Below are 18,011 nucleotides of genomic sequence, written 5' to 3'. Positions count from 1 at the left end.
ACAGGATTTCGGGTTAGACTGTTCGTCATAATGGGATAATAACCGTCGGGGGAGCACCAAATGGACAGACTGGATGCCATGCAGTTGTATGTTGCGGTTGTGGATGCCCACAGCTTCGCCCGGGCGGCGGAGGCGCTGGGGCAGCCGCGCTCAACAGTGTCTCGGGTAGTGAAGGAGCTGGAAGCCTGGCTTGGGGCGCAGCTTCTTCAGCGCACCACCCGCAAGCTCAGCGTGACGGCGGAGGGGCGTCGGTATTACGAAGAGTGTAAACGGCTGCTGGCCGAAATGACGGCGATGGAAGCCTCCTTTCCCGGCCGCTCGGCGCAGCCCGCCGGGCGGTTCAAGGTGGGGATGCCGCAATCTCTCGCCCGGCACTGCGTTTTGCCGAGGATCGGCGAGTTTCTGCAGCAGTATCCCGACCTGGAGCTGATCCTCTGCTCAAGCGACAACGTGGAAGATATCATCCAGGAGGGATTCGACTGCGTGATCCGTACCGGGCAAATCGAAGATTCCACCACCCTGGTGGCGCGCCCTCTGGCCCGCTACCGCTGGATGGTCCTCGCCTCGCCGGCCTGGATAGCGGCCCACGGCCGGCCGCAGAGCATCGACGATCTGCACCAGCACCGGGCGGTGGGATACCTGAACCACCGTACCGGGCGGACCATCGACTGGCTTTTCTCCCTCGATGACGGCGACTGCGCGATCCGCATGCAGGAGACGCTGGTGGTCGACGATACCGATGCCTATATCCAGGCCGGCGTTCAGGGGCTGGGCCTGATCCGCGTCGCCAGCTATCTGGCGCAACCCTGGCTGCAGAGCGGCGCGCTGGTCGCCTGTCTGGAGCAGGCCGCGTCTGATCTTCCCCTGTCGCTGGTCTATCCGCAAAACCGCTATCTGCCGCCGGCGGTGCGCGCGTTTTACGACTGGAGCAGGCGCGTTCTGCAACCCCCGCTCAGCGAGGCCTGATGACGGTGGTATTCGCTACCGCTATGGTCCGCGCATGGCCTGTTTTATCCTCGCTATCAGCCAGTTCAGCGCCGGATCCTGCGCCCGGCGTTTGTGGCGCAGTATACACAGGGTAAATTCCGGGTAGGCCACCGGCGGGGCGTCCGCGCGCAGCGCATACTGCGCCTGCCAGCGTTGCGCCAGCCCCTGGGGGACGGTGGCGAAGAGCGGCAGGGTGGTCAGCAGGAGGGGAAAGGTGGAGAAATTCTGCGTGGCGAAGCGCACGCGCCGCGCGAGTCCCTGACTGGCGAGCTGGCGATCTATTTCCCCGTGGCCGGTTTCGCGATAGGCCACCATCACATGTTCCCAGGCGACGAAATCGCCCACCGACAACGGCCCGCGGCAGGGGATCTGCTGCGGCGACCAGAGGGTGGTCACCCCCATGCTCATCACCGGTTCGCTGACGATCTCCCCGCGGCTCTGCTTGTTGAGGGACACCGCGACATCAATGCGATCCGCCTCCAGCAGCTGGCGTACCTGGAAGGGGTCGGCGGCGAGTGTCTGAAGCGACACCCCGGGCGCCTCCTGCATCAGTCCGGGTAACAGCTGGGGCATCAGCCAGTGTTCGCTCCAGTCGCTGAGGCCGACGCGGAAAAGCTGCTGCGCGCTGGCGGGGGAAAACTCCCCGGCGCCAAACATTGCCGAATGCAGGTGTTCCATCAGCGGCTGCAGCTCGGTCACCAGCGCTTGCGCCCGCGGGGTCGGCAGCATGCCTCTGGCGCTGCGCACGAACAGCGGATCGTCAAACATCTCGCGCAGCCGTTTCAGCGCCCCGCTGATGGCCGGTTGGCCAAGATGCAGCGCCTCTGCGGTGCGGGTAACGCTGGCTTCGCGGTACAGCACCATCAAGACCGTCAATAAATTCAGATCGATACGACTAAAATCATTTTCAATGATTTTCTTCATTATGTTAATCAATTTGAATGTGGGTTATCCCGGCAGCATAGTGAATATCACCCCGGTAAATCAACCAGCGCAATGCGCGCGGAGGGAGTGATGCAAACTTACCAGACAGGCGACAGCCTGATATTCAAAGTGCCGGAGCGCGAGATTAGCCTGCAGCCGGCGGCGCTCTATCCCGCGGCGTTCCCTGTGACGGAGGCGGACGCCGATAATCAGCCAATCGCGCTGTCAATCCACAGCTGGGTGGTACAGACTCCCCACGATCTGATCGTTATCGATACCGCCACCGGCAATGGTCGGGAGCGCGGCGGCAATCCGCTCTATCATCAACTTAACACGCCCTATCTGGAGAATCTCCGCGCCGCGGGAGTGAACCCGGAGGAGGTGACCCTGGTGCTACTGACCCACCTGCACACCGACCATGTCGGGTGGAATACCGTCTGGCGGGACGATCGCTGGGCGCCGCTGTTTCCCAACGCGCGCTACCTGTGTTCGGCAAAAGAGCTCACGCGGGTGAAGAACAGCGAACGCTACCGGGCGCTGTGGCTCGACAGCCTGCTGCCGGTGATCGAGGCTGGCCAGCTGGAGACCGTGGATGTCGCGGCCAGGCCGCTGGTCGGCGGGCGGATCGCCTTTATCCCTACCCCAGGCCACAGTCCGGACCATGCCGCGCTGATCCTCTCCTCTGGCGATGACTACGCCTGTTTCTCAGGCGATCTTCTGCATTCCCCGCGCCAGTTTACCCATCCGCACTGGAGCTCGGCGTTCTGCGGCGATCTCCGGCAGGCGGAACGCTCGCGACGCGAGATGATGGCGTGGTGCGCAAGCCATCATGCCCAATGGTTCACCGGCCATTTCGCTGGACCCTCCTGCGGTTGGCTGGAGGAGGACAGGCCAGGGGAGTATCGCTGGCGAGACGCCGGAGAACGATCTGCTGACGAGGGGGAACGGTGATGAATAATGCCCAAATCGTATTGGTTTTTGGCGCCACCGGCCAGCAGGGCGGCTCGGTGGCGCGGGCGCTGCTGCACCGCGGCTGGCGAGTGCGGGCGCTGGTCAGGGATCCTTTCTCCGCCGGGGCTGTCGCGCTGGCGGCGCGGGGAGCCGAGCTGGTCGTGGGCGCCTTTGAAGACCGGGCGGCAATGCGGGCGGCGATGGCCGGGGTCGACGGCGTCTTCAGCGTGCAGCCCAGCTCGCCGGGCGGGACGGTAACCGATGAGCAGGAGGTGCGCTACGGGATAACCATCGCCGACCTTGCCGTCGAGTGCGGGGTGAAGCATCTGGTATACAGCTCCGGCAGCGCGGCGGGGGAGACGCCGACCGGCGTAGCGCATTATGACACCAAAGCGGCGATTGAGCGGCATATCCGCCGCCTGCCGCTGGCGGCGACCATCGTGCGGCCCGCCACCTTTATGGAGCTGCTGGTGATGCCCGGTTTTGGCCTTGATGAAGGTCATTTTCACTTTTTTATGCTGCCGGAGGGGAGGATGCAGGTGCTGGCGGTGGAGGATATCGGCCAGCTTGTCGCGGCGATTTTTGCCGCGCCGGCGCGGTTTGCCGGCAAGACGTTCGAGATCGCCAGCGACAGCGTGACCGGTCGTCAGCTGGAGGCGTTATTCTCCGCGGCGGCGGGACGGCCGATCCCCTATTCGCGATTTTCCGACGAGGTGCTGGCCGCCAGCCCTTTTCTGCACAAGCTGACCGGGCTGGTGGACGACGGGCGGCTGGCGGGGCACGCCGACCTCGACGCCCTGCGCCAGCTGCACCCGCAGCTGCACACCTTCGCCGGCTGGCTGGCGGGCCCCGGCCGTCCCGCCTTCGAGCGGGCGCTGACCAGCGGGACCCGCTGGGCGTTTAATCGTTAAAGACGGCTATATCCTTCCCGCCGGCGTCTCGTTGTCTGGCCCGGCGGATGAGCTGCGCAGGGAAGGCCTGCAGGTCGTTAAGACAACGCACGAGGAGTCTGAGTGTAAATTATTTTGCGGTTTTTGCTGGCAACGATAGGTGAAAGTGAACGTCCAGAATTTTCAGCCGCTTAGAATGGAGGAAACTCTCTGGGATCGCCTGAATAATGACAATTTACCGATGGGCTTCGGCCTGCCTGTTAAGCATAACCTGCGCCGCTACGGCGGCGGAATTTAAAACCATCGAGGCCGATCTGCTGGCCTCCAACCGGCTGTTCTGTATGACCGGCTATGACCATAAGCCGATCGGCGTGGCGTGGGAGAGCGTCAAATCCAGCCGCTATCAGCCGCAGTCGGATGGCGACCGTATTTTCAGCGACACCGTCTCCCGGCGCTTTCTGGAAGAGGAGAATAAGACCGCCTTTTACAATGGCGCCAAATATCGCGTACTGGGTAAACCCGCCAGCGCCTGCTATGACTATTCCGCCGCGCGTATTCAACGCATGGCGGGCTACCTGAAGGTGTAACGACTCCGCGAGGCGGGCGCTAAAACAGCGCCAGCCGGGCGAGACGGTCCAGCGCCTTGCTCAGCGCGTCATCCCCAGCCGTCAGACTGATGCGAATAAACCCTTCACCCCCATCGCCAAAACCAGTGCCTGGCGCCACCAGAATATGCGCCTCCTGCAGCAGCAGGCGGGCAAACTCCTGTGAACGGTACCCGGGCGGCACGCTCAGCCAGAGGAAGAAAGTACCTTGTGCGGCACGAACCGGCCAGCGCAGTGCGGCCAGTCGACGCAGAACCCACTCCCGGCGCTGATGATACACCGCCGTCAGCTGCGCAATCCGTTCTGCCGGCAGGCTGAGCGCGGCGATTGCTGCATCCTGAATGGCGCCAAACACCGTGCTGTAGCTGTGGGTGTGCAGTTTTTTAAACGCCCGGATAATCGAGGCGTTGCCGACCGCGAAGCCGAAGCGCCAGCCGGCCATATTAAAGGTCTTGGAGAAGGTGTAGGTCTCCACTCCCCACGCTTTCGCGCCGGGCTGAGAGAAAAGGCTCAGCGGCGCATCGCTGGCCGCGCTGCCGATGGCCGCATAGGCAAAATCATGCAGGATCGGCACCTGGTGACGGCGGGCAAACTGCAGGGCGCTGGCGAACAGCGCCTGCGTGGCGAGGGCGCCGGTGGGGTTATGCGGATAGTTAAGCACCACCAGCCCGGCCTGGTCAGCCACCTCCCGGGGGAGGTCGTTAAAATCCGGCAGGAAGTGGTTCTCAGCCCTGAGCGGCAGGCCATAAAACGCCGCCTGGGACTGCAGCGCCGCTGAGCGGTAAATGGGATAGCAGGGATCGGTGGAGATGAGGTATTGTCCGGGACGGAGCAGCGCCCGCGGGATGCCACCAATACCGATATGCGAGCCCTGAAATACCGCGACTTCGCTGTGCGGATCGAGTTCCACATCATACTGGCGGCGATAAAAATGGGCGATTGCTTCGCGGACCTGCGGCTTGCCCCAGAACGACGGGTAGCCATGGTTTTCACGACGATGAATGGCGCTCTGCAGCGAGTCAATCACTTCCGGCGGAGTGGGCTGATCCGGACTGCCGCTGGAGAGGTCGATCAACGGCAGCGCGTCGGTGTTGACCTCCGCGGCCAGTTTTTCCAGCAGGCTGAACAGATTCTCTTCCAGGGCGTCCACCAGCGGTGAAGCAGCGAAATCAGGCATAATTTTCCCGGTTTACGTTATCAATAATCTGCCATCTTTAAGGGATTTATTGCGCCTGGCTAAATAACAATATATGCAAAGGATTATTGTTTTTAGGATATGTCGGGATGGCAAAAGTTTATGTGGAATAAGCAAAAGGAAATCCGGCGTTCTGGCTTACAACCCGCTTTCGGCTGTGATTTAATCGCTCGATATCGCCAACCTTCCAGGAAAATACCTTATGAACAAGTCAGTTGCGCTCGGAGTGACGCTCGCCCTGTTATCCGCCACCTCCTTTTACGCCACCGCCGATCAAATTATTCGTATCGGCTTTAACCCCGGGCCGTATAAAGAGCAGTTTGAAAAAGGGGTCGCCCCCTATTTATTGAGTAAAGGATATAAAATCGAATATAAAGATTTCAGCGACGGTATTCAGGTCAATGACGCGGTAGCTCGCGGCGATATCGAAGCGAATATTATGCAGCATCCGGTATACCTGAAAGCGATCAATGAGCGACTGGGGACCGATAACGTCGGCATTGTGCAGGTACCCACGCCGCCGATGGGTCTGTACGGCGGCAAGCTGAGGACCCTGGGCACCCCGGCAGCCGGCACGGTGGTGTCGGTGCCAAACCAGCCGTCGAACGAATATCGCGCGGTACTGGTGCTGGAAAGCCTCGGCTGGGTGAAGATTAAACCGGACAGCGATCCCGCCACCTTTTCGCAGCGTAATATCGTTGCCAACCCCTATAACATCGTGCTTAAGGAGATGGACAATGCCCAGCAGGTTCGCGCGCTGCCGGACGTCGACTATGGCCTGATTCAGGGTAATTTCGCCGTCTCCAGCGGCATGGCGCTTACCTCGGCATTAAAGCTGGAGGCCGCCACCAGCCATTTTATTAACGTTGTGACCGTTGCCGGTAAAAATCAGAAGGCGCAGTTTGCCAAAGATATCATCGACGGCTATCACTCTGCCGATTTCAAAAAATATATTCTCAGCCATCCGCAGTATGATGGTTACCTGCTGCCTGATTATTTAAAATGAATAACGCGATGATAGAATTTCGCCATGTCAGTAAAACCTTTAACAGAAAAGGGCATCCGGTTCTGGCCCTGCAGGATATTAATCTCAGTATCGACCGGGGCGATATTTTCGGCATTATTGGCTACAGCGGCGCAGGGAAAAGCACCTTATTGCGGCTGATTAATCGTCTGGAAACGCCGGGTGAGGGCGAGGTGGTGTTGAACGGTGAGTCGCTCCAGGACTGCAGCGGCCAGCGCCTGCAGGCGATCAAAAAAGATATCGGCATGATCTTTCAGAATTTTAATCTGCTGAATTCGAAAACGGTATTTCATAACATCGCTATCCCACTTATTTTGCAGGGACGCGACAAGGCTTTTATCCAGGCGCGGGTTGCGGAGCTGCTGGCGTTTGTCGACCTGAGCGACAAAATGCACAGCTACCCGAATGAGCTGTCGGGAGGGCAAAAGCAGCGGGTCGGTATCGCCCGGGCGCTGGCCACCAACCCGTCGGTGCTGCTGTGCGATGAAGCCACCTCGGCGCTCGACCCCCATACTACGGTACAGATCTTATTGCTGCTGCAGGAGATTAATCGCCGCTATGGCATCACCATTGTGCTGATTACGCATGAAATGTCAGTGATCCAGACAATCTGTCACAAAGTGGCGGTGATGCAGGCCGGGCGCATTGTTGAGCAGGGGACGGTTTTCGATCTCTTTGCCCAGCCGCAGCATCCGGTCACCGCCAGTTTCGTGCAGTCGGTGGTGCACGATCGCCTGCCGCAGCGGGTGGCGTCGCTCCTGCAGCGCGACAACGGCGCCCGGGCTTTACGCCTCGAATTTATCGGCGCGACGGCCCGGCAGCCGATCATTAACCGCCTGATCCGCGAGTATGCTGTCGAGGTGAATATCCTGTTTGCCAGCATGTCCGAAGTTCAGGGCCGGATACTGGGATTTATGATTGTGCAACTCCTCGGCGAGCCTGACGAAACCGAACGCGCCATCACCCATCTGGCCGACGCAGGAGTGAAAATCATCCATGTTTGATCTAATTGATACCGCCATTACCGGCGAGCAGTTTCTGCTGGCGCTGCATGATACCCTGATTATGGTCGCCATCTCACTGGGCTTTGGCGCGCTGCTCGGCGTCCCGCTGGGAATTGTGCTGGTGGTTTGCCGTCCTGGCGGCATCGTGGCCAACCCGGTGGTGCATCAGGCGCTGAATCCGCTGATTAACGTGCTGCGCTCGCTGCCGTTTATCATTTTGCTGATTGTGATCCTGCCCTTCACCAGGCTGCTGGTGGGCACGACTATCGGCACCGCGGGGGCCATCGTGCCGCTGATCGTTTTTGTCGCCCCCTATATTGCCCGGCTGGTGGAGAGCTCGCTGCTGGAGGTGGATGAGGGGATCCTTGAGGCCGCAGACGCCATGGGCGCGACCCCTCTGCAGACCGTCTGGCATTTCATGCTGCCGGAGGCGGCGGCGTCGTTGATTCTGGCACTAACCACCGCGACCATCGGTCTGCTTGGCGCGACCGCCATGGCGGGAACGGTGGGCGGCGGCGGGATCGGCGACCTGGCGATCACCTACGGCTATCAGCGTTTCGACGCCTTTGCCACCCTCACCACCGCCCTGGTGCTGATTGTTATTGTCCAGCTTATTCAGACGCTGGGCACCCGCCTGGCTCGCCGACTGCGTCGCGAATAACTGCTATACCGCGCCGGGGTTGCCCCGGCCAGCGGGAAAGCGGATCAGCGTGCGCAGACCGCGGCGAAGGCGCTGGCTACCCGCGCAATATTGCCGTGGTTGAGCCCGGCCACGCAGACGCGACCGCTGGCAATCAGATAGATGCCATGTTCTTCACGCAGAACGTCTACCTGATCGGCGCTAAAGCCGGTGTAACTGAACATGCCGCGCTGGGTCAGCAGATAGGAAAAATCCGCCGCCGGCAGGGCTGCCTGCAGGGCCTTCACCAGCGCGACGCGCATGGCGCTGATGCGGGTGCGCATGGCCTCCACTTCCCCCTGCCACAGGGCATTCAGCTCGGGATCGTTGAGCACCTGCGACACCACCTGGGCGCCAAACCCCGGCGGGCTGGAGTAGTTGCGGCGTACGGTAGCTTTCAACTGGCCCAGCACGCGCCCGGCGGCATCGGCGTTGTCACAGACCACCGACAGGCCGCCGACACGCTCGCCGTACAGTGAAAAAATCTTCGAGAACGAGTTGCTGACCAGCGCCGTCAGTCCGGCGCTGGCGATGGCGCGTATGGCATAGGCATCTTCATCCAGCCCGCGGCCAAAACCCTGGTAGGCAATATCGAGGAACGGGATCAGCTCCCGGGCGATCAACACCTCAATCACCCGATCCCACTGCTCGGGGGCGAGATCGGCCCCCGTCGGATTATGGCAGCAAGGATGGAGCAGCACGATGCTGCGCGGCGGGAGCTGCTGGAGGGCGGCAAGCATCGCGGGGAAATTGACCCCACGGGTGGCGCTGTCGAACCAGGGATAGGTATGCACCTCGAAACCCGCCCCGGCAAAGATGGCCACATGGTTCTCCCAGGTTGGATCGCTGACCCAGACCGCGGAGTCGGGGAAGTAGCGCTTGAGGAAATCAGCACCCACCTTCAGCGCGCCGGAGCCGCCCAGCGTCTGGATGGTGGCGATGCGTCCGGCACGCAACGCCGGATGGTGTTCGCCAAACAGCAGCGTCTGGACCGCGCGGCGATAGGGAGCCAGTCCCTCCATCGGCAGATAGAGGCTGGCCTTGTGCAACTGGCTCTGCAGCCGGTCAGCGGCCTGACGGACCGCCTCCAACTGAGGAATGATGGCCTGCTCGTTATAGTACAGCCCGATGCTAAGGTTAACTTTGTCTGCCCGGGGATCCTGTTGAAAGGCTTCCATCAGCGACAGGATAGGATCGCCCGCGTAGGCGTCAACGTTCTGGAACACAGTGGTTACTCCTGAAATGACCGTTCAAGGTGAAGCCATTACACCGCGTAGCGTCCTGGGCGGTGGTTCATGGCGATAATCGAATTCAAAATCACGGCGCCGAGGACAGAGACCAGCAGCATCGGCAGGCTAACCACCCACAGCGAGGCGGTGACGATGCAGGCGTCCACCACCATCTGGAATTTACCGGCGCGGATGCCGCTTTTATCCTGCAGATAGAGGGCCAGAATATTGACGCCGCCGAGGCTCGCTTTATGGCGGAACAGCACCACAAAGCCGATACCGACCATGATGTTGCCGAAGAGGGTGGCGTAATAGGGGTTCAGGCGATCGACATGGATAAAGTAGCCGTGCAGGTCGGAGAACAGCGACACCAGTCCGACCGCGCAGAAGGTTTTCAGCGTGAAGGCGGCGCCCATCCGCCGGACGGAGAGCCAGTAGAAGGGCAGGTTAATGGCGAAGAAAACCACGCCGAACGGCAGGTGGGTGGCGTAGTGGATCAGAAAGGCCATGCCTGCCGTCCCGCCGGTCAGGGCGCCGGCCTGGCGAAACAGGATAATGCCAAAGGAGATCATCAGCGTGCCGAACAGCAGCGCCAGGGCATCCTCCAGCCAGGTGTGGGTCAGTTTTTCAGGGGAAAGGACGTTATCCATAAATAAGCACTATCTTTTCGTTAACAAGGATAAGCTCTTGTTTGCAAAAATCGCACCAGAGGAGCGTGCCCGGGCGATTGGTTGCGGAAAAAATAGCCGTGGTTTAGCCTAACCTGTTGTTCTGTTGGAAAGAGAAAATCGCACGGGTCGTGCGCATAATGGTTATGAAATGCGTAAGTTGTGCGAATTTACTGCTTATCACGCATTGGCTGGCCCCGCATCTGCACCAGCGCAGGGCACTGTGCTCCGGTTCAGCGCAGCGAGGGCGTGCCCGGCATCAGCTGGCCGTTCTCCTTCAGGCGGTTGAGCACGACGGCGGTTTTCAGATGAGCCACCCCTTTGTTTTGCGCCAGAATATGGCTGATCAAATGGCTCAGTCCGGGCAGGTCCGGGACCGTTACCCGCAGCAGATAATCGGCGTCGCCGGTGGTTTTCCAGGCGTCCAGAATGGCGTCCACTTCACTGAGCATCTGATGAAAGCTCTCCACGCATTGCGGGGTGTGATTCAGCAGGCGCACCTCAATCAGGCCAAGCATCTCCTGCCCGGCGGCATCCGGCGCCAGACGCGCATGGTAGCCGAGGATAAGCTGCGCCTGTTCAAGGGCGATACGGCGGCGCGAACACTGGGAAGCGGACAGGCCGATAAGCTCGCTAAGCTCCTGATTGGTCAAACGGCCATTGGCCTGCAGCAGGGTAAGAATTTTCAGATCATAGTCGTCGATGTTGTACATAGTGGCCACTAGCGGAACGTAAAAGTGGCTACCAGCCTAACAGTTTTTTGCCTGGCGTGAAGCCTGACCCGACGGCGGCAAACCGGATGCACCAAAACGGGTCAGCTTCATGCATTCAGTTACTTGTTTTCTCATGATCTGTGCGTCATCTGGCCAATTTTTGCGCGTTATGCGCCAGGTCAGCGGCGCGATGACCAGCTTTCAGAACGAACTAGAAAATAATATTTCAATATCATTCAATGGATTAATTTTGGTCTGACGCTCCGCGGCGATCCACTGGCCTGAAAGTTGCTACCGGCGAAAGTGACTTTTTACAAACAGGGGCAGGTCAGAGATGACAACGCAGCAAGAGCATCAGTTAAAGCGCGGGTTAAAAAACCGCCATATCCAGTTGATCGCCCTCGGGGGGGCGGTCGGCACCGGACTGTTTTTAGGTATCGCGCAAACGATCCGTATGGCAGGCCCCTCGGTCCTGCTGGGGTACGCCATCGCCGGGGTTATCGCCTTCTTTATCATGCGTCAGCTTGGCGAAATGGTGGTAGAGGAGCCGGTGGCGGGGTCGTTCAGCCATTTCGCCAACCGCTACTGGGGGCCCTTCGCCGGGTTTATGTCCGGCTGGAATTACTGGGTGTTGTACGTGCTGGTAAGCATGGCGGAGCTGACGGCGGTGGGCATCTATATTCAGTACTGGTGGCCGGAGGTACCCACCTGGCTGTCGGCGGCAATCTTCTTCGTGGCGATCAACGCCATCAACCTGACGCACGTCAAAGTGTATGGCGAGCTGGAGTTCTGGTTCTCGATTGTCAAAGTGGCCGCCATCATCAGCATGATCGCCTTTGGCTGCTATCTATTATTTAGCGGTCACGGCGGGCCGGCGGCGACGGTGGCCAACCTGTGGCAGGACGGGGGATTTTTCCCTAACGGTATCACGGGCTTAGTGATGGCCATGGCGGTGATCATGTTCTCCTTCGGCGGGCTTGAGCTGGTGGGGATCACCGCGGCGGAAGCCGACGAACCGCATAAAACCATTCCCAAAGCCACCAACCAGGTGATCTACCGTATTCTGCTTTTTTATGTGGGGTCGCTGGCGGTCTTGCTGTCACTCTACCCGTGGCGGAACGTCGTGGAAGGGGGAAGCCCCTTTGTGCTGATCTTTCACGCCATTGACAGCAATATTGTGGCCAACGCCCTCAATCTGGTGGTGCTCACCGCCGCGCTGTCGGTCTACAACAGCTGCGTCTACTGCAACAGCCGGATGCTGTTCGGCCTGGCTCAGCAGGGCAACGCCCCGCGCGCGCTGCTGCGGGTGAACCACCGCGGGATCCCGTTGAACGCCCTGGCGGTGTCCGCCGTCGCCACGGCGCTTTGCGTGGTGATTAACTATGTGATGCCCGGGAAAGCCTTTGCCCTGCTGATGGCCCTGGTGGTAGCCGCCCTGGTCATCAACTGGGCGATGATCTGCATCACTCATCTTAAGTTCCGTCGCGCCATGCAGCGGGCCGGGAAGGTAACGGCTTTCCAGAGTTTCGCCTATCCCCTGACAAACTGGCTGTGTCTGCTGTTTCTCGCCGGGATCCTCGGGGTGATGTATCTGACCCCGGACATCCGCATCTCCGTCTGCCTGATCCCGTTATGGCTGCTGATCCTTGCCGCAGGCTATCTGCTGCGCAGGAAAAGCGCGCCGGAGCCGGTGGCGGCGCTGGAGGAGCGGTAGTCGCCGACGCCCTGCCTGGCGGCAGGGCGATAGTGTTTCGACTAAAAAATCACGGGGAAATAGATAATTACGATAAATGACATCTCACGTTATCGGTCTGGAAATTGACAAAAGCGTGGGGGAGACAGCATGGGGTTCTGGCTGGTCGTTATCCTGTTTATCGCCGGTGGGGAAGGAGAGCCGCCAGCAGGAACGAGGGCCGTGGCGGCGGAAGGGGGGAGATCAACGGCAGGCGCGTCGGCCTGGCCTTGGGTATACCGCAACAGGCTGCCTGTTAATCCACGTTAGTAAAATAATCGCGCGCGGCGGTCTCGACGCGCTTCGCGTCCAGCCCGGTCTTCTCAGTGATCTGCTCGATAAACGGTTTAAATTTTTCGTCCATCACGTTCCCTCCTTCCCAGTGGGCAACGTAGAATTTGCACTGATAGCGATAAAAATGGAGAGTGGTATCTCCTAACGTGTAGTACATGAGCTTCTCCTGTCCGGTATTGCGGTCACCGCGTCCACAGCGTCAGCAACCTTGTTCTCATCACGATCGATCTGTCCTCTATCCTCCTCCCAATTGGCTGAAATTTCCAGCGGTGCTTTAGGCAAAAAGGCAGGATAAAGAAAGGATAATCTGCTGACAGGCAGTGATTATTTCTGCAGTCGGGGTGGCGATCCGGTTACCTGCAGGCTGCGCAGATAACCGGAGTAACGACAGGCTTAGCGCAGCGCGTTGCGCTCGTCGTCGGTCAGGTCGAGGGTCTGCGCCACGCCGCTTTCTGCAGAGCGCGCCGCCGCTTCCAGGGCGGCCATCACCGCCAGCGCCTGCACCGGCGGCACCGGATTGGCGATCAGGCCCTTCAGCGCGTCGCGGATCTGCATATAGTACTGGCGCTGATCGCCCGGCGGGGTAGGCTGGGTTTGGGTCTGCAGCGAGGCGTCATAGATAACCAGCCCATCCTCATCCTCGCCCCAGCCGGCGCTTCCCGGCACCACACCCGCCAGCAGCTGGCTCTCCTGCTGGTCGGCCCGGGCTTTAACAACGCTGCCTTTATCGCCATGCACCGTGAAGCGCGAGGAGCCCCCCGCGACCAGCATGCTGCAGTGGAGGATCGCTTTATGCGCCGGGTAGTTTAAGACCACATGCGCCCAGTCGTTGATCTCCGCGCCGTCGCGCAGGGTGGCGATATTGCCCTGTACCGACTGCGGCAGACCAAACAGCTGCAGCGCCTGATCGATCAGGTGCGGCCCCAGATCGAACCATAAGCCGCTGCCGGGGACGTTCTGCTCGCGCCAGCGGACGCGGACTTCCGGGCGGAAACGGTCGAAATGGGACTCAAAATGTTTCACCGTGCCGATGGCGCCCTGCTCAATAACCTGACGGATACCGAGATAGTCGCTGTCCCAGCGGCGGTTATGGAAGACGGAAAGCAGCCGCTGTTTCACCTGCGCCAGGGCGATCAGCTCCCGGGCCTCCTGCATATCAAGAGTAAAGGGTTTGTCCACCACCACATGCTTGCCGGCGTTCAGCGCCAGGCGGGCCAGCGGCGCGTGCGTGGCGTTAGGGGAGGCGATAACCACCAGATCGACATCCGGGTGCTGGACCGCCGCTTCCGGGGAAGCGATCACTGTGACGTCCGGCAGGTCGCGTTTGACTTTCTCTTCATCGCGCGAGGCGACGAAGGCCAGGTTCAGGCCCGGCACCGAACGGATAAGCGGCGCGTGGAAAGTCTTACCGACGAAGCCATAGCCAATCAGGGCGATATTTATCGTGTTGTTACTCATCAGGTTCTCCACGTTGTTAAGCGTCAGCAATATGTACAGAGAGGGCAGGGTCATCCCCCAGCTCAGGCCAGGGACGATCGAGGAAAAGATGGTGAATGTCGCTGAGACCGGCCACCAGCCAGGGTTCGCAATGGTTGACTTTGGTATGGTCCGCCACCAGCCAGTGTTCCGCGCTGGCGGCGAGCATGGCGCGTTTTACGTCCGCATCGGCCTCCTGGCTGGCGCTCAGGCCCAGTTCGGCATGCAACGCGCAGGCGCCGAGAATCGCGATATCGGCGCGGTAGCGCGCCACCAGCGACAGCGTGGCGCTGCCGGCGAACAGCCGCTGTTCACTGTCCCACTGGCCGCCAAGCAGGATAAGCTGGATATCGGCGCGGTCGCTGAACAGCTGGGCGATATCCAGCGAAGCGGTGATCAAGGTCATGGGGCCTTTCAGCTGGGTAGCGACGGCCAGCAGTGTGCTGCCGGCGTCGAGAAACAGCGTCGAGCCGGAGGGGATGCGCGCGGCGACCTGCTGGCCCAGACGCTGTTTCGTTCCGGGGAGCAGGGCGTTTCTTCCCTGGCGCGTCATCGCCGGGACGTTAAGCGCGATGGCGCCGCCGTGGCTTTTCTGCAGTACCCCCTGGTTTTCCAGCTCACTGAGATCCCGGCGTATGGTATCGGCCGACACCTGCAGCGCATCAACCAGTTCGCTGATGCTCAGCTGACCGGTTTCACTCAGCCGGTCAAGGATGTGTTTTTGTCGCGCGAGCTTATGCATGGCGAGGGACTCCGCAAATTGACGCAATAAACGGCATAATACAACAAAAAGCCGCAAAATAAACCGCAAAAGGTCGCAGTGAACCGCGCAAAACCTGAAGAACTTGATTTCACTACACTTTAACGTTAAATGAGGAAAGCGGGCGCGGCCCGGGGGAAAGCGCTTTTTAATGAAGCGATTAGCCTCTTTCACCGGGCAATAAACAGCGAAAAAGCGCGCTTTCGCGTACCTTATACAGAGCGCGCGCAATGCGACAGGCATGGATTAACGGAGGTTGAGTGGACGCGATTAAAGGCTCGGAGTTGCAGATACCGGACGCGATCTTCGCGTGGGTGCTCGACGGGCAGGGGGGCGTGAAGCCGCTCGCCGATGACGATATTATCGACAAAGAGAAGCCCTGCTGGCTGCATCTCAACTATACCCATAGCGACAGCGCCGACTGGCTGGCGGCCACCCCGTTGCTGCCCAATAACGTGCGCGATGCCCTGGCGGGCGAGAGCACCCGACCGCGGGTGACGCGGATCGGCGACGGGGCGTTGATTACCCTGCGCTGCATCAACGGCAGCACCGATGAACGGCCAGACCAGCTGGTGGCGATGCGTCTGTATATGGATGAGCGGCTGATCGTCTCCACTCGTCAGCGCAAAGTGCTGGCGCTGGACGATGTGCTGGGCGACCTGAAGGAGGGCAATGGGCCGACGGATGGCGGCAGCTGGCTGGTGGAAGTCTGCGACGCGCTGACCGATCATGCCAGTGAGTTTATTGAACAACTGCACGACCGAATTATCGACCTCGAAGACGACCTGCTCGATCAGCAGGTGCCGCCGCGCGGTTTTCTCGCGCTACTGCGTAAGCAGCTGATTGTGATGCGTCGGTATATGGCGCCGCAGCGCGATGTTTACGCCCGGCTGGCCAGCGAACGCCTGCCGTGGATGAGCGACGATCAGCGGCGGCGGATGCAGGATATCGCCGAGCGGCTGGGGCGCGGGCTGGACGAGATCGACAGCTGCATTGCCCGGACGGCGATCATGAGCGATGAGATCGCCCAGATTATGCAGGAGTCGCTGGCGCGGCGGACCTATACGATGTCGTTGATGGCGATGGTGTTTCTGCCCAGCACCTTTTTAACCGGCCTGTTCGGTGTCAACCTCGGGGGGATCCCTGGTAACAGCTGGCATCTGGGCTTTAGCCTCTTTTGCCTGATGTTAGTCGTTGTCATCGGTGGTGTTGCGTGGTGGTTACATCGCAGTAAATGGTTGTAAAGAATCGCCTTTTGGCAGCGACGATGCCGGGAAAACCCGGCAATGTTTGAGCGAAATCAATAAACCCTCTACCTATTCAGGGCAATATCTCTCTCGCAGGTGAATGCAACGTCAAGCGATGGGCGTTGCGCTCCATATTGTCTTACTTCCTTTTTTGAATTACTGCATAGCACAATTGATTCGTACGACGCCGACTTTGTTGAGTCGGCTTTTTTTTTTGCGCTCTCCTGACCAGCTTCTACGCTTACTAAGACACCCGACGGTCTTCAGGCCGTTTACGCCTGCGGGTACGCCCGTATCACTTTCCGGGAGGCCACTATGCATTACGCTTCAGGGCTGACAGCCCAGTCCATCCCCATCTCGCCCGAGCCGAACGATCCGGTTCCTTTACCCGATCCGCGACCGCGCCCGCAGCCGCAGCCCGATCCGCCGCCTGATGAAGAGCCGATTAAATTGTCGCATCAGGCGCGGAGATCTGCGAGGATACGCGCCTGCAGATCGTCTGTCCTTTAATACGAGAATACATTGTGACCGCTTTTTCTACCCTGACTGTTTTACCTGCCGCCCAATTAGCCAACCTTAACGAGCTGGGTTATCTGTCGATGACGCCGGTTCAGGCCGCCGCCCTGCCGGCGATCCTCGCGGGGAAAGATGTGCGCGTGCAGGCAAAAACCGGCAGCGGAAAAACGGCCGCCTTCGGGCTGGGCCTGCTGCAGCATATCGATCCGTCGCGCTTTGAGACCCAGTCGCTGGTGCTGTGTCCGACCCGCGAACTGGCCGATCAGGTTGCCGGCGAGCTGCGCCGTCTGGCGCGCTGCCTGCCGAACATCAAGATTTTGATGCTCTGCGGCGGGCAGCCGTTTGGCGCTCAGCGCGATTCACTGCAGCACGCCCCGCATATTATCGTCGCCACCCCGGGCCGTCTGCTCGATCATCTGCAGAAGGGGACGGTCTCTCTCGACGCGCTGCAGACCCTGGTGATGGATGAAGCGGACCGCATGCTCGATATGGGCTTCAGCGACGCCATCGACGAGGTGATCCGCTTCGCGCCGGCTGACCGGCAGACGCTGCTGTTTTCCGCTACCTGGCCTGCGGCGATCGCGGCGATCAGCGGTCGGGTGCAGCGTCATCCGGAAACGATTGAGATTGACAGCGTCGATGCGCTACCGGCTATCGAACAGCAGTTCTTTGAAGTTTCCCGTCACGGCAAGATTGCGCTGCTCCAGCGTCTGCTCAGCCAGCATCAGCCGGCGTCCTGCGTGGTGTTCTGCAATACCAAGCGCGATTGCCAGGCGGTCTGCGATGCGCTCAACGCCGCCGGGCAGAGCGCATTATCGCTGCACGGTGACCTCGAGCAGCGCGACCGCGATCAAACGCTGGTGCGCTTCGCGAACGGCAGCGTCCGGGTTCTGGTGGCGACCGACGTCGCCGCCCGCGGCCTGGACATCAAATCTCTCGCGCTGGTGGTGAACTTCGAGCTGGCCTGGGATCCGGAGGTGCATGTTCACCGCATCGGCCGCACCGCCCGCGCCGGCGAACAAGGCCTGGCTATCAGCTTCTGCGCGCCGGAAGAGGCGCAGCGCGCCACCATTCTGGCCGACATGCTGCAATTATCCCTTAACTGGCTGCCGGCGCC

At 60.2% G+C, this 18,011-nt stretch carries 19 protein-coding genes; 11 read left to right on the top strand and 8 right to left on the bottom strand.

All coding sequences use genetic code 11. The annotated features are described in order from the left end of the window. Window positions 1-60 precede the first annotated feature (60 nt). Window positions 61-966 carry a LysR family transcriptional regulator gene (locus tag ABLV04_RS22180; protein WP_023289409.1) on the top strand — a complete coding sequence of 302 codons (906 nt, stop codon included), beginning with the start codon at window positions 61-63 and terminating at the stop codon, window positions 964-966. Window positions 967-987: 21 nt separating this feature from the next. On the opposite strand, the gene ABLV04_RS22175 is transcribed toward ABLV04_RS22180, so the two are convergent. Continuing rightward, complete coding sequence (locus tag ABLV04_RS22175) at window positions 988-1,911, bottom strand: LysR family transcriptional regulator (protein WP_257394947.1); 924 nt, start codon at window positions 1,909-1,911, stop codon at window positions 988-990. 87 nt (window positions 1,912-1,998) lie between these two features. On the opposite strand from ABLV04_RS22175, the gene ABLV04_RS22170 reads away from it, so the two are divergent. The 3 genes from ABLV04_RS22170 (at window position 1,999) to ABLV04_RS22160 (ending at window position 4,339) form a co-directional block, all read left to right on the top strand. Next, window positions 1,999-2,862, top strand: coding sequence for an MBL fold metallo-hydrolase (locus tag ABLV04_RS22170; RefSeq protein WP_180265670.1), 864 nt, complete (start codon window positions 1,999-2,001; stop codon window positions 2,860-2,862). After that, window positions 2,862-3,773: an NmrA/HSCARG family protein gene (locus ABLV04_RS22165; protein ID WP_060590915.1), complete on the top strand. Its 912-nt coding sequence runs from the start codon at window positions 2,862-2,864 to the stop codon at window positions 3,771-3,773. Before ABLV04_RS22170 ends, ABLV04_RS22165 begins: the two co-directional genes overlap by 1 nt. Window positions 3,774-3,979: 206 nt before the next feature. Further along, window positions 3,980-4,339 (top strand): hypothetical protein, encoded by a 360-nt coding sequence (locus ABLV04_RS22160; protein WP_023289413.1) that lies wholly within the window; start codon window positions 3,980-3,982, stop codon window positions 4,337-4,339. Window positions 4,340-4,358: 19 nt separating this feature from the next. On the opposite strand, the gene ABLV04_RS22155 is transcribed toward ABLV04_RS22160, so the two are convergent. Beyond that, window positions 4,359-5,534, bottom strand: coding sequence for an aminotransferase class I/II-fold pyridoxal phosphate-dependent enzyme (locus ABLV04_RS22155; RefSeq protein WP_165457876.1), 1,176 nt, complete (start codon window positions 5,532-5,534; stop codon window positions 4,359-4,361). Between the two features lie 220 nt (window positions 5,535-5,754). Here ABLV04_RS22155 and ABLV04_RS22150 point away from each other — a divergent pair, with 220 nt between their 5' ends. The 3 genes from ABLV04_RS22150 to ABLV04_RS22140 are packed head-to-tail and all read left to right on the top strand — an operon-like array spanning window position 5,755 to window position 8,241. Beyond that, window positions 5,755-6,558 carry a MetQ/NlpA family ABC transporter substrate-binding protein gene (locus ABLV04_RS22150; protein WP_064157537.1) on the top strand — a complete coding sequence of 268 codons (804 nt, stop codon included), beginning with the start codon at window positions 5,755-5,757 and terminating at the stop codon, window positions 6,556-6,558. Between the two features lie 8 nt (window positions 6,559-6,566). After that, entirely contained in the window at window positions 6,567-7,580 is a 1,014-nt protein-coding gene (locus tag ABLV04_RS22145) for an ATP-binding cassette domain-containing protein (RefSeq protein ID WP_032429140.1), read from the top strand. After that, the gene (locus ABLV04_RS22140; RefSeq protein WP_044522560.1) at window positions 7,573-8,241 is read left to right on the top strand and encodes a methionine ABC transporter permease; all 669 of its coding nucleotides are present in this window, start codon (window positions 7,573-7,575) and stop codon (window positions 8,239-8,241) included. The genes ABLV04_RS22145 and ABLV04_RS22140 overlap by 8 nt, the downstream gene beginning before the upstream one ends. Window positions 8,242-8,285: 44 nt before the next feature. Here ABLV04_RS22140 and ABLV04_RS22135 read toward each other — a convergent pair whose 3' ends face one another. The 3 genes from ABLV04_RS22135 to ABLV04_RS22125 form a co-directional block, all read right to left on the bottom strand. After that, window positions 8,286-9,485: an amino acid aminotransferase gene (locus ABLV04_RS22135; RefSeq protein WP_023289418.1), complete on the bottom strand. Its 1,200-nt coding sequence runs from the start codon at window positions 9,483-9,485 to the stop codon at window positions 8,286-8,288. A gap of 38 nt (window positions 9,486-9,523) precedes the next feature. Then, window positions 9,524-10,138, bottom strand: a complete 615-nt coding sequence (locus ABLV04_RS22130) for a YitT family protein (RefSeq protein ID WP_004176405.1) — start codon at window positions 10,136-10,138, stop codon at window positions 9,524-9,526. A 251-nt stretch (window positions 10,139-10,389) separates the two neighbouring features. After that, complete coding sequence (locus tag ABLV04_RS22125) at window positions 10,390-10,869, bottom strand: Lrp/AsnC family transcriptional regulator (RefSeq protein WP_023289419.1); 480 nt, start codon at window positions 10,867-10,869, stop codon at window positions 10,390-10,392. Window positions 10,870-11,203: 334 nt separating this feature from the next. Between ABLV04_RS22125 and ABLV04_RS22120 the strand changes: the two genes are divergently transcribed. After that, window positions 11,204-12,583, top strand: coding sequence for an amino acid permease (locus tag ABLV04_RS22120; RefSeq protein WP_048334942.1), 1,380 nt, complete (start codon window positions 11,204-11,206; stop codon window positions 12,581-12,583). A 274-nt stretch (window positions 12,584-12,857) separates the two neighbouring features. On the opposite strand, the gene ABLV04_RS22115 is transcribed toward ABLV04_RS22120, so the two are convergent. The 3 genes from ABLV04_RS22115 to ABLV04_RS22105 all read right to left on the bottom strand — a co-directional run bounded on the left by ABLV04_RS22115 (window position 12,858) and on the right by ABLV04_RS22105 (window position 15,113). Further along, the gene (locus ABLV04_RS22115; RefSeq protein ID WP_004203980.1) at window positions 12,858-13,052 is read right to left on the bottom strand and encodes a hypothetical protein; all 195 of its coding nucleotides are present in this window, start codon (window positions 13,050-13,052) and stop codon (window positions 12,858-12,860) included. Between the two features lie 236 nt (window positions 13,053-13,288). After that, complete coding sequence (locus ABLV04_RS22110) at window positions 13,289-14,407, bottom strand: oxidoreductase (protein WP_348816196.1); 1,119 nt, start codon at window positions 14,405-14,407, stop codon at window positions 13,289-13,291. Then, on the bottom strand, window positions 14,370-15,113 hold the full coding sequence (locus tag ABLV04_RS22105) for a DeoR/GlpR family DNA-binding transcription regulator (protein ID WP_180265668.1): 744 nt from the start codon (window positions 15,111-15,113) through the stop codon (window positions 14,370-14,372). Before ABLV04_RS22105 ends, ABLV04_RS22110 begins: the two co-directional genes overlap by 38 nt. A 278-nt stretch (window positions 15,114-15,391) precedes the next feature. Here ABLV04_RS22105 and zntB point away from each other — a divergent pair, with 278 nt between their 5' ends. From zntB to dbpA, 3 genes are all read left to right on the top strand, one after another. Continuing rightward, window positions 15,392-16,375 carry a zinc transporter ZntB gene (gene zntB, locus ABLV04_RS22100; protein ID WP_032436262.1) on the top strand — a complete coding sequence of 328 codons (984 nt, stop codon included), beginning with the start codon at window positions 15,392-15,394 and terminating at the stop codon, window positions 16,373-16,375. 318 nt (window positions 16,376-16,693) lie between these two features. Next, window positions 16,694-16,888 carry a hypothetical protein gene (locus tag ABLV04_RS22095; protein ID WP_071592553.1) on the top strand — a complete coding sequence of 65 codons (195 nt, stop codon included), beginning with the start codon at window positions 16,694-16,696 and terminating at the stop codon, window positions 16,886-16,888. A gap of 14 nt (window positions 16,889-16,902) precedes the next feature. Beyond that, window positions 16,903-18,011 (top strand): ATP-dependent RNA helicase DbpA (dbpA, locus tag ABLV04_RS22090; protein WP_348816194.1); only part of this gene is annotated, 1,109 nt, incomplete at its 3' end.

This window comes from Klebsiella sp. JN_Kp127 (genome assembly GCF_040062505.1).
Lineage (GTDB): Bacteria > Pseudomonadota > Gammaproteobacteria > Enterobacterales > Enterobacteriaceae > Klebsiella > Klebsiella quasipneumoniae.
Note: the sequence above shows the minus strand (reverse complement) of the source record. Positions and strands in the feature narration are given on the sequence as shown.

What these genes read in the sequence shown, in the direction of transcription:
- ABLV04_RS22180 (WP_023289409.1), top strand. Translation starts at nt 61, where the DNA reads ATGGACAGACTGGATGCCATGCAGTTGTATGTTGCGGTTGTGGATGCC.
- ABLV04_RS22175 (WP_257394947.1), bottom strand. Translation starts at nt 1,911, where the DNA reads ATGAAGAAAATCATTGAAAATGATTTTAGTCGTATCGATCTGAATTTA.
- ABLV04_RS22165 (WP_060590915.1), top strand. Translation starts at nt 2,862, where the DNA reads ATGAATAATGCCCAAATCGTATTGGTTTTTGGCGCCACCGGCCAGCAG.
- ABLV04_RS22160 (WP_023289413.1), top strand. Translation starts at nt 3,980, where the DNA reads ATGACAATTTACCGATGGGCTTCGGCCTGCCTGTTAAGCATAACCTGC.
- ABLV04_RS22155 (WP_165457876.1), bottom strand. Translation starts at nt 5,534, where the DNA reads ATGCCTGATTTCGCTGCTTCACCGCTGGTGGACGCCCTGGAAGAGAAT.
- ABLV04_RS22150 (WP_064157537.1), top strand. Translation starts at nt 5,755, where the DNA reads ATGAACAAGTCAGTTGCGCTCGGAGTGACGCTCGCCCTGTTATCCGCC.
- ABLV04_RS22145 (WP_032429140.1), top strand. Translation starts at nt 6,567, where the DNA reads ATGATAGAATTTCGCCATGTCAGTAAAACCTTTAACAGAAAAGGGCAT.
- ABLV04_RS22140 (WP_044522560.1), top strand. Translation starts at nt 7,573, where the DNA reads ATGTTTGATCTAATTGATACCGCCATTACCGGCGAGCAGTTTCTGCTG.
- ABLV04_RS22130 (WP_004176405.1), bottom strand. Translation starts at nt 10,138, where the DNA reads ATGGATAACGTCCTTTCCCCTGAAAAACTGACCCACACCTGGCTGGAG.
- ABLV04_RS22125 (WP_023289419.1), bottom strand. Translation starts at nt 10,869, where the DNA reads ATGTACAACATCGACGACTATGATCTGAAAATTCTTACCCTGCTGCAG.
- ABLV04_RS22120 (WP_048334942.1), top strand. Translation starts at nt 11,204, where the DNA reads ATGACAACGCAGCAAGAGCATCAGTTAAAGCGCGGGTTAAAAAACCGC.
- ABLV04_RS22115 (WP_004203980.1), bottom strand. Translation starts at nt 13,052, where the DNA reads ATGTACTACACGTTAGGAGATACCACTCTCCATTTTTATCGCTATCAG.
- ABLV04_RS22110 (WP_348816196.1), bottom strand. Translation starts at nt 14,407, where the DNA reads ATGACCCTGCCCTCTCTGTACATATTGCTGACGCTTAACAACGTGGAG.
- ABLV04_RS22105 (WP_180265668.1), bottom strand. Translation starts at nt 15,113, where the DNA reads ATGCATAAGCTCGCGCGACAAAAACACATCCTTGACCGGCTGAGTGAA.
- ABLV04_RS22095 (WP_071592553.1), top strand. Translation starts at nt 16,694, where the DNA reads ATGCATTACGCTTCAGGGCTGACAGCCCAGTCCATCCCCATCTCGCCC.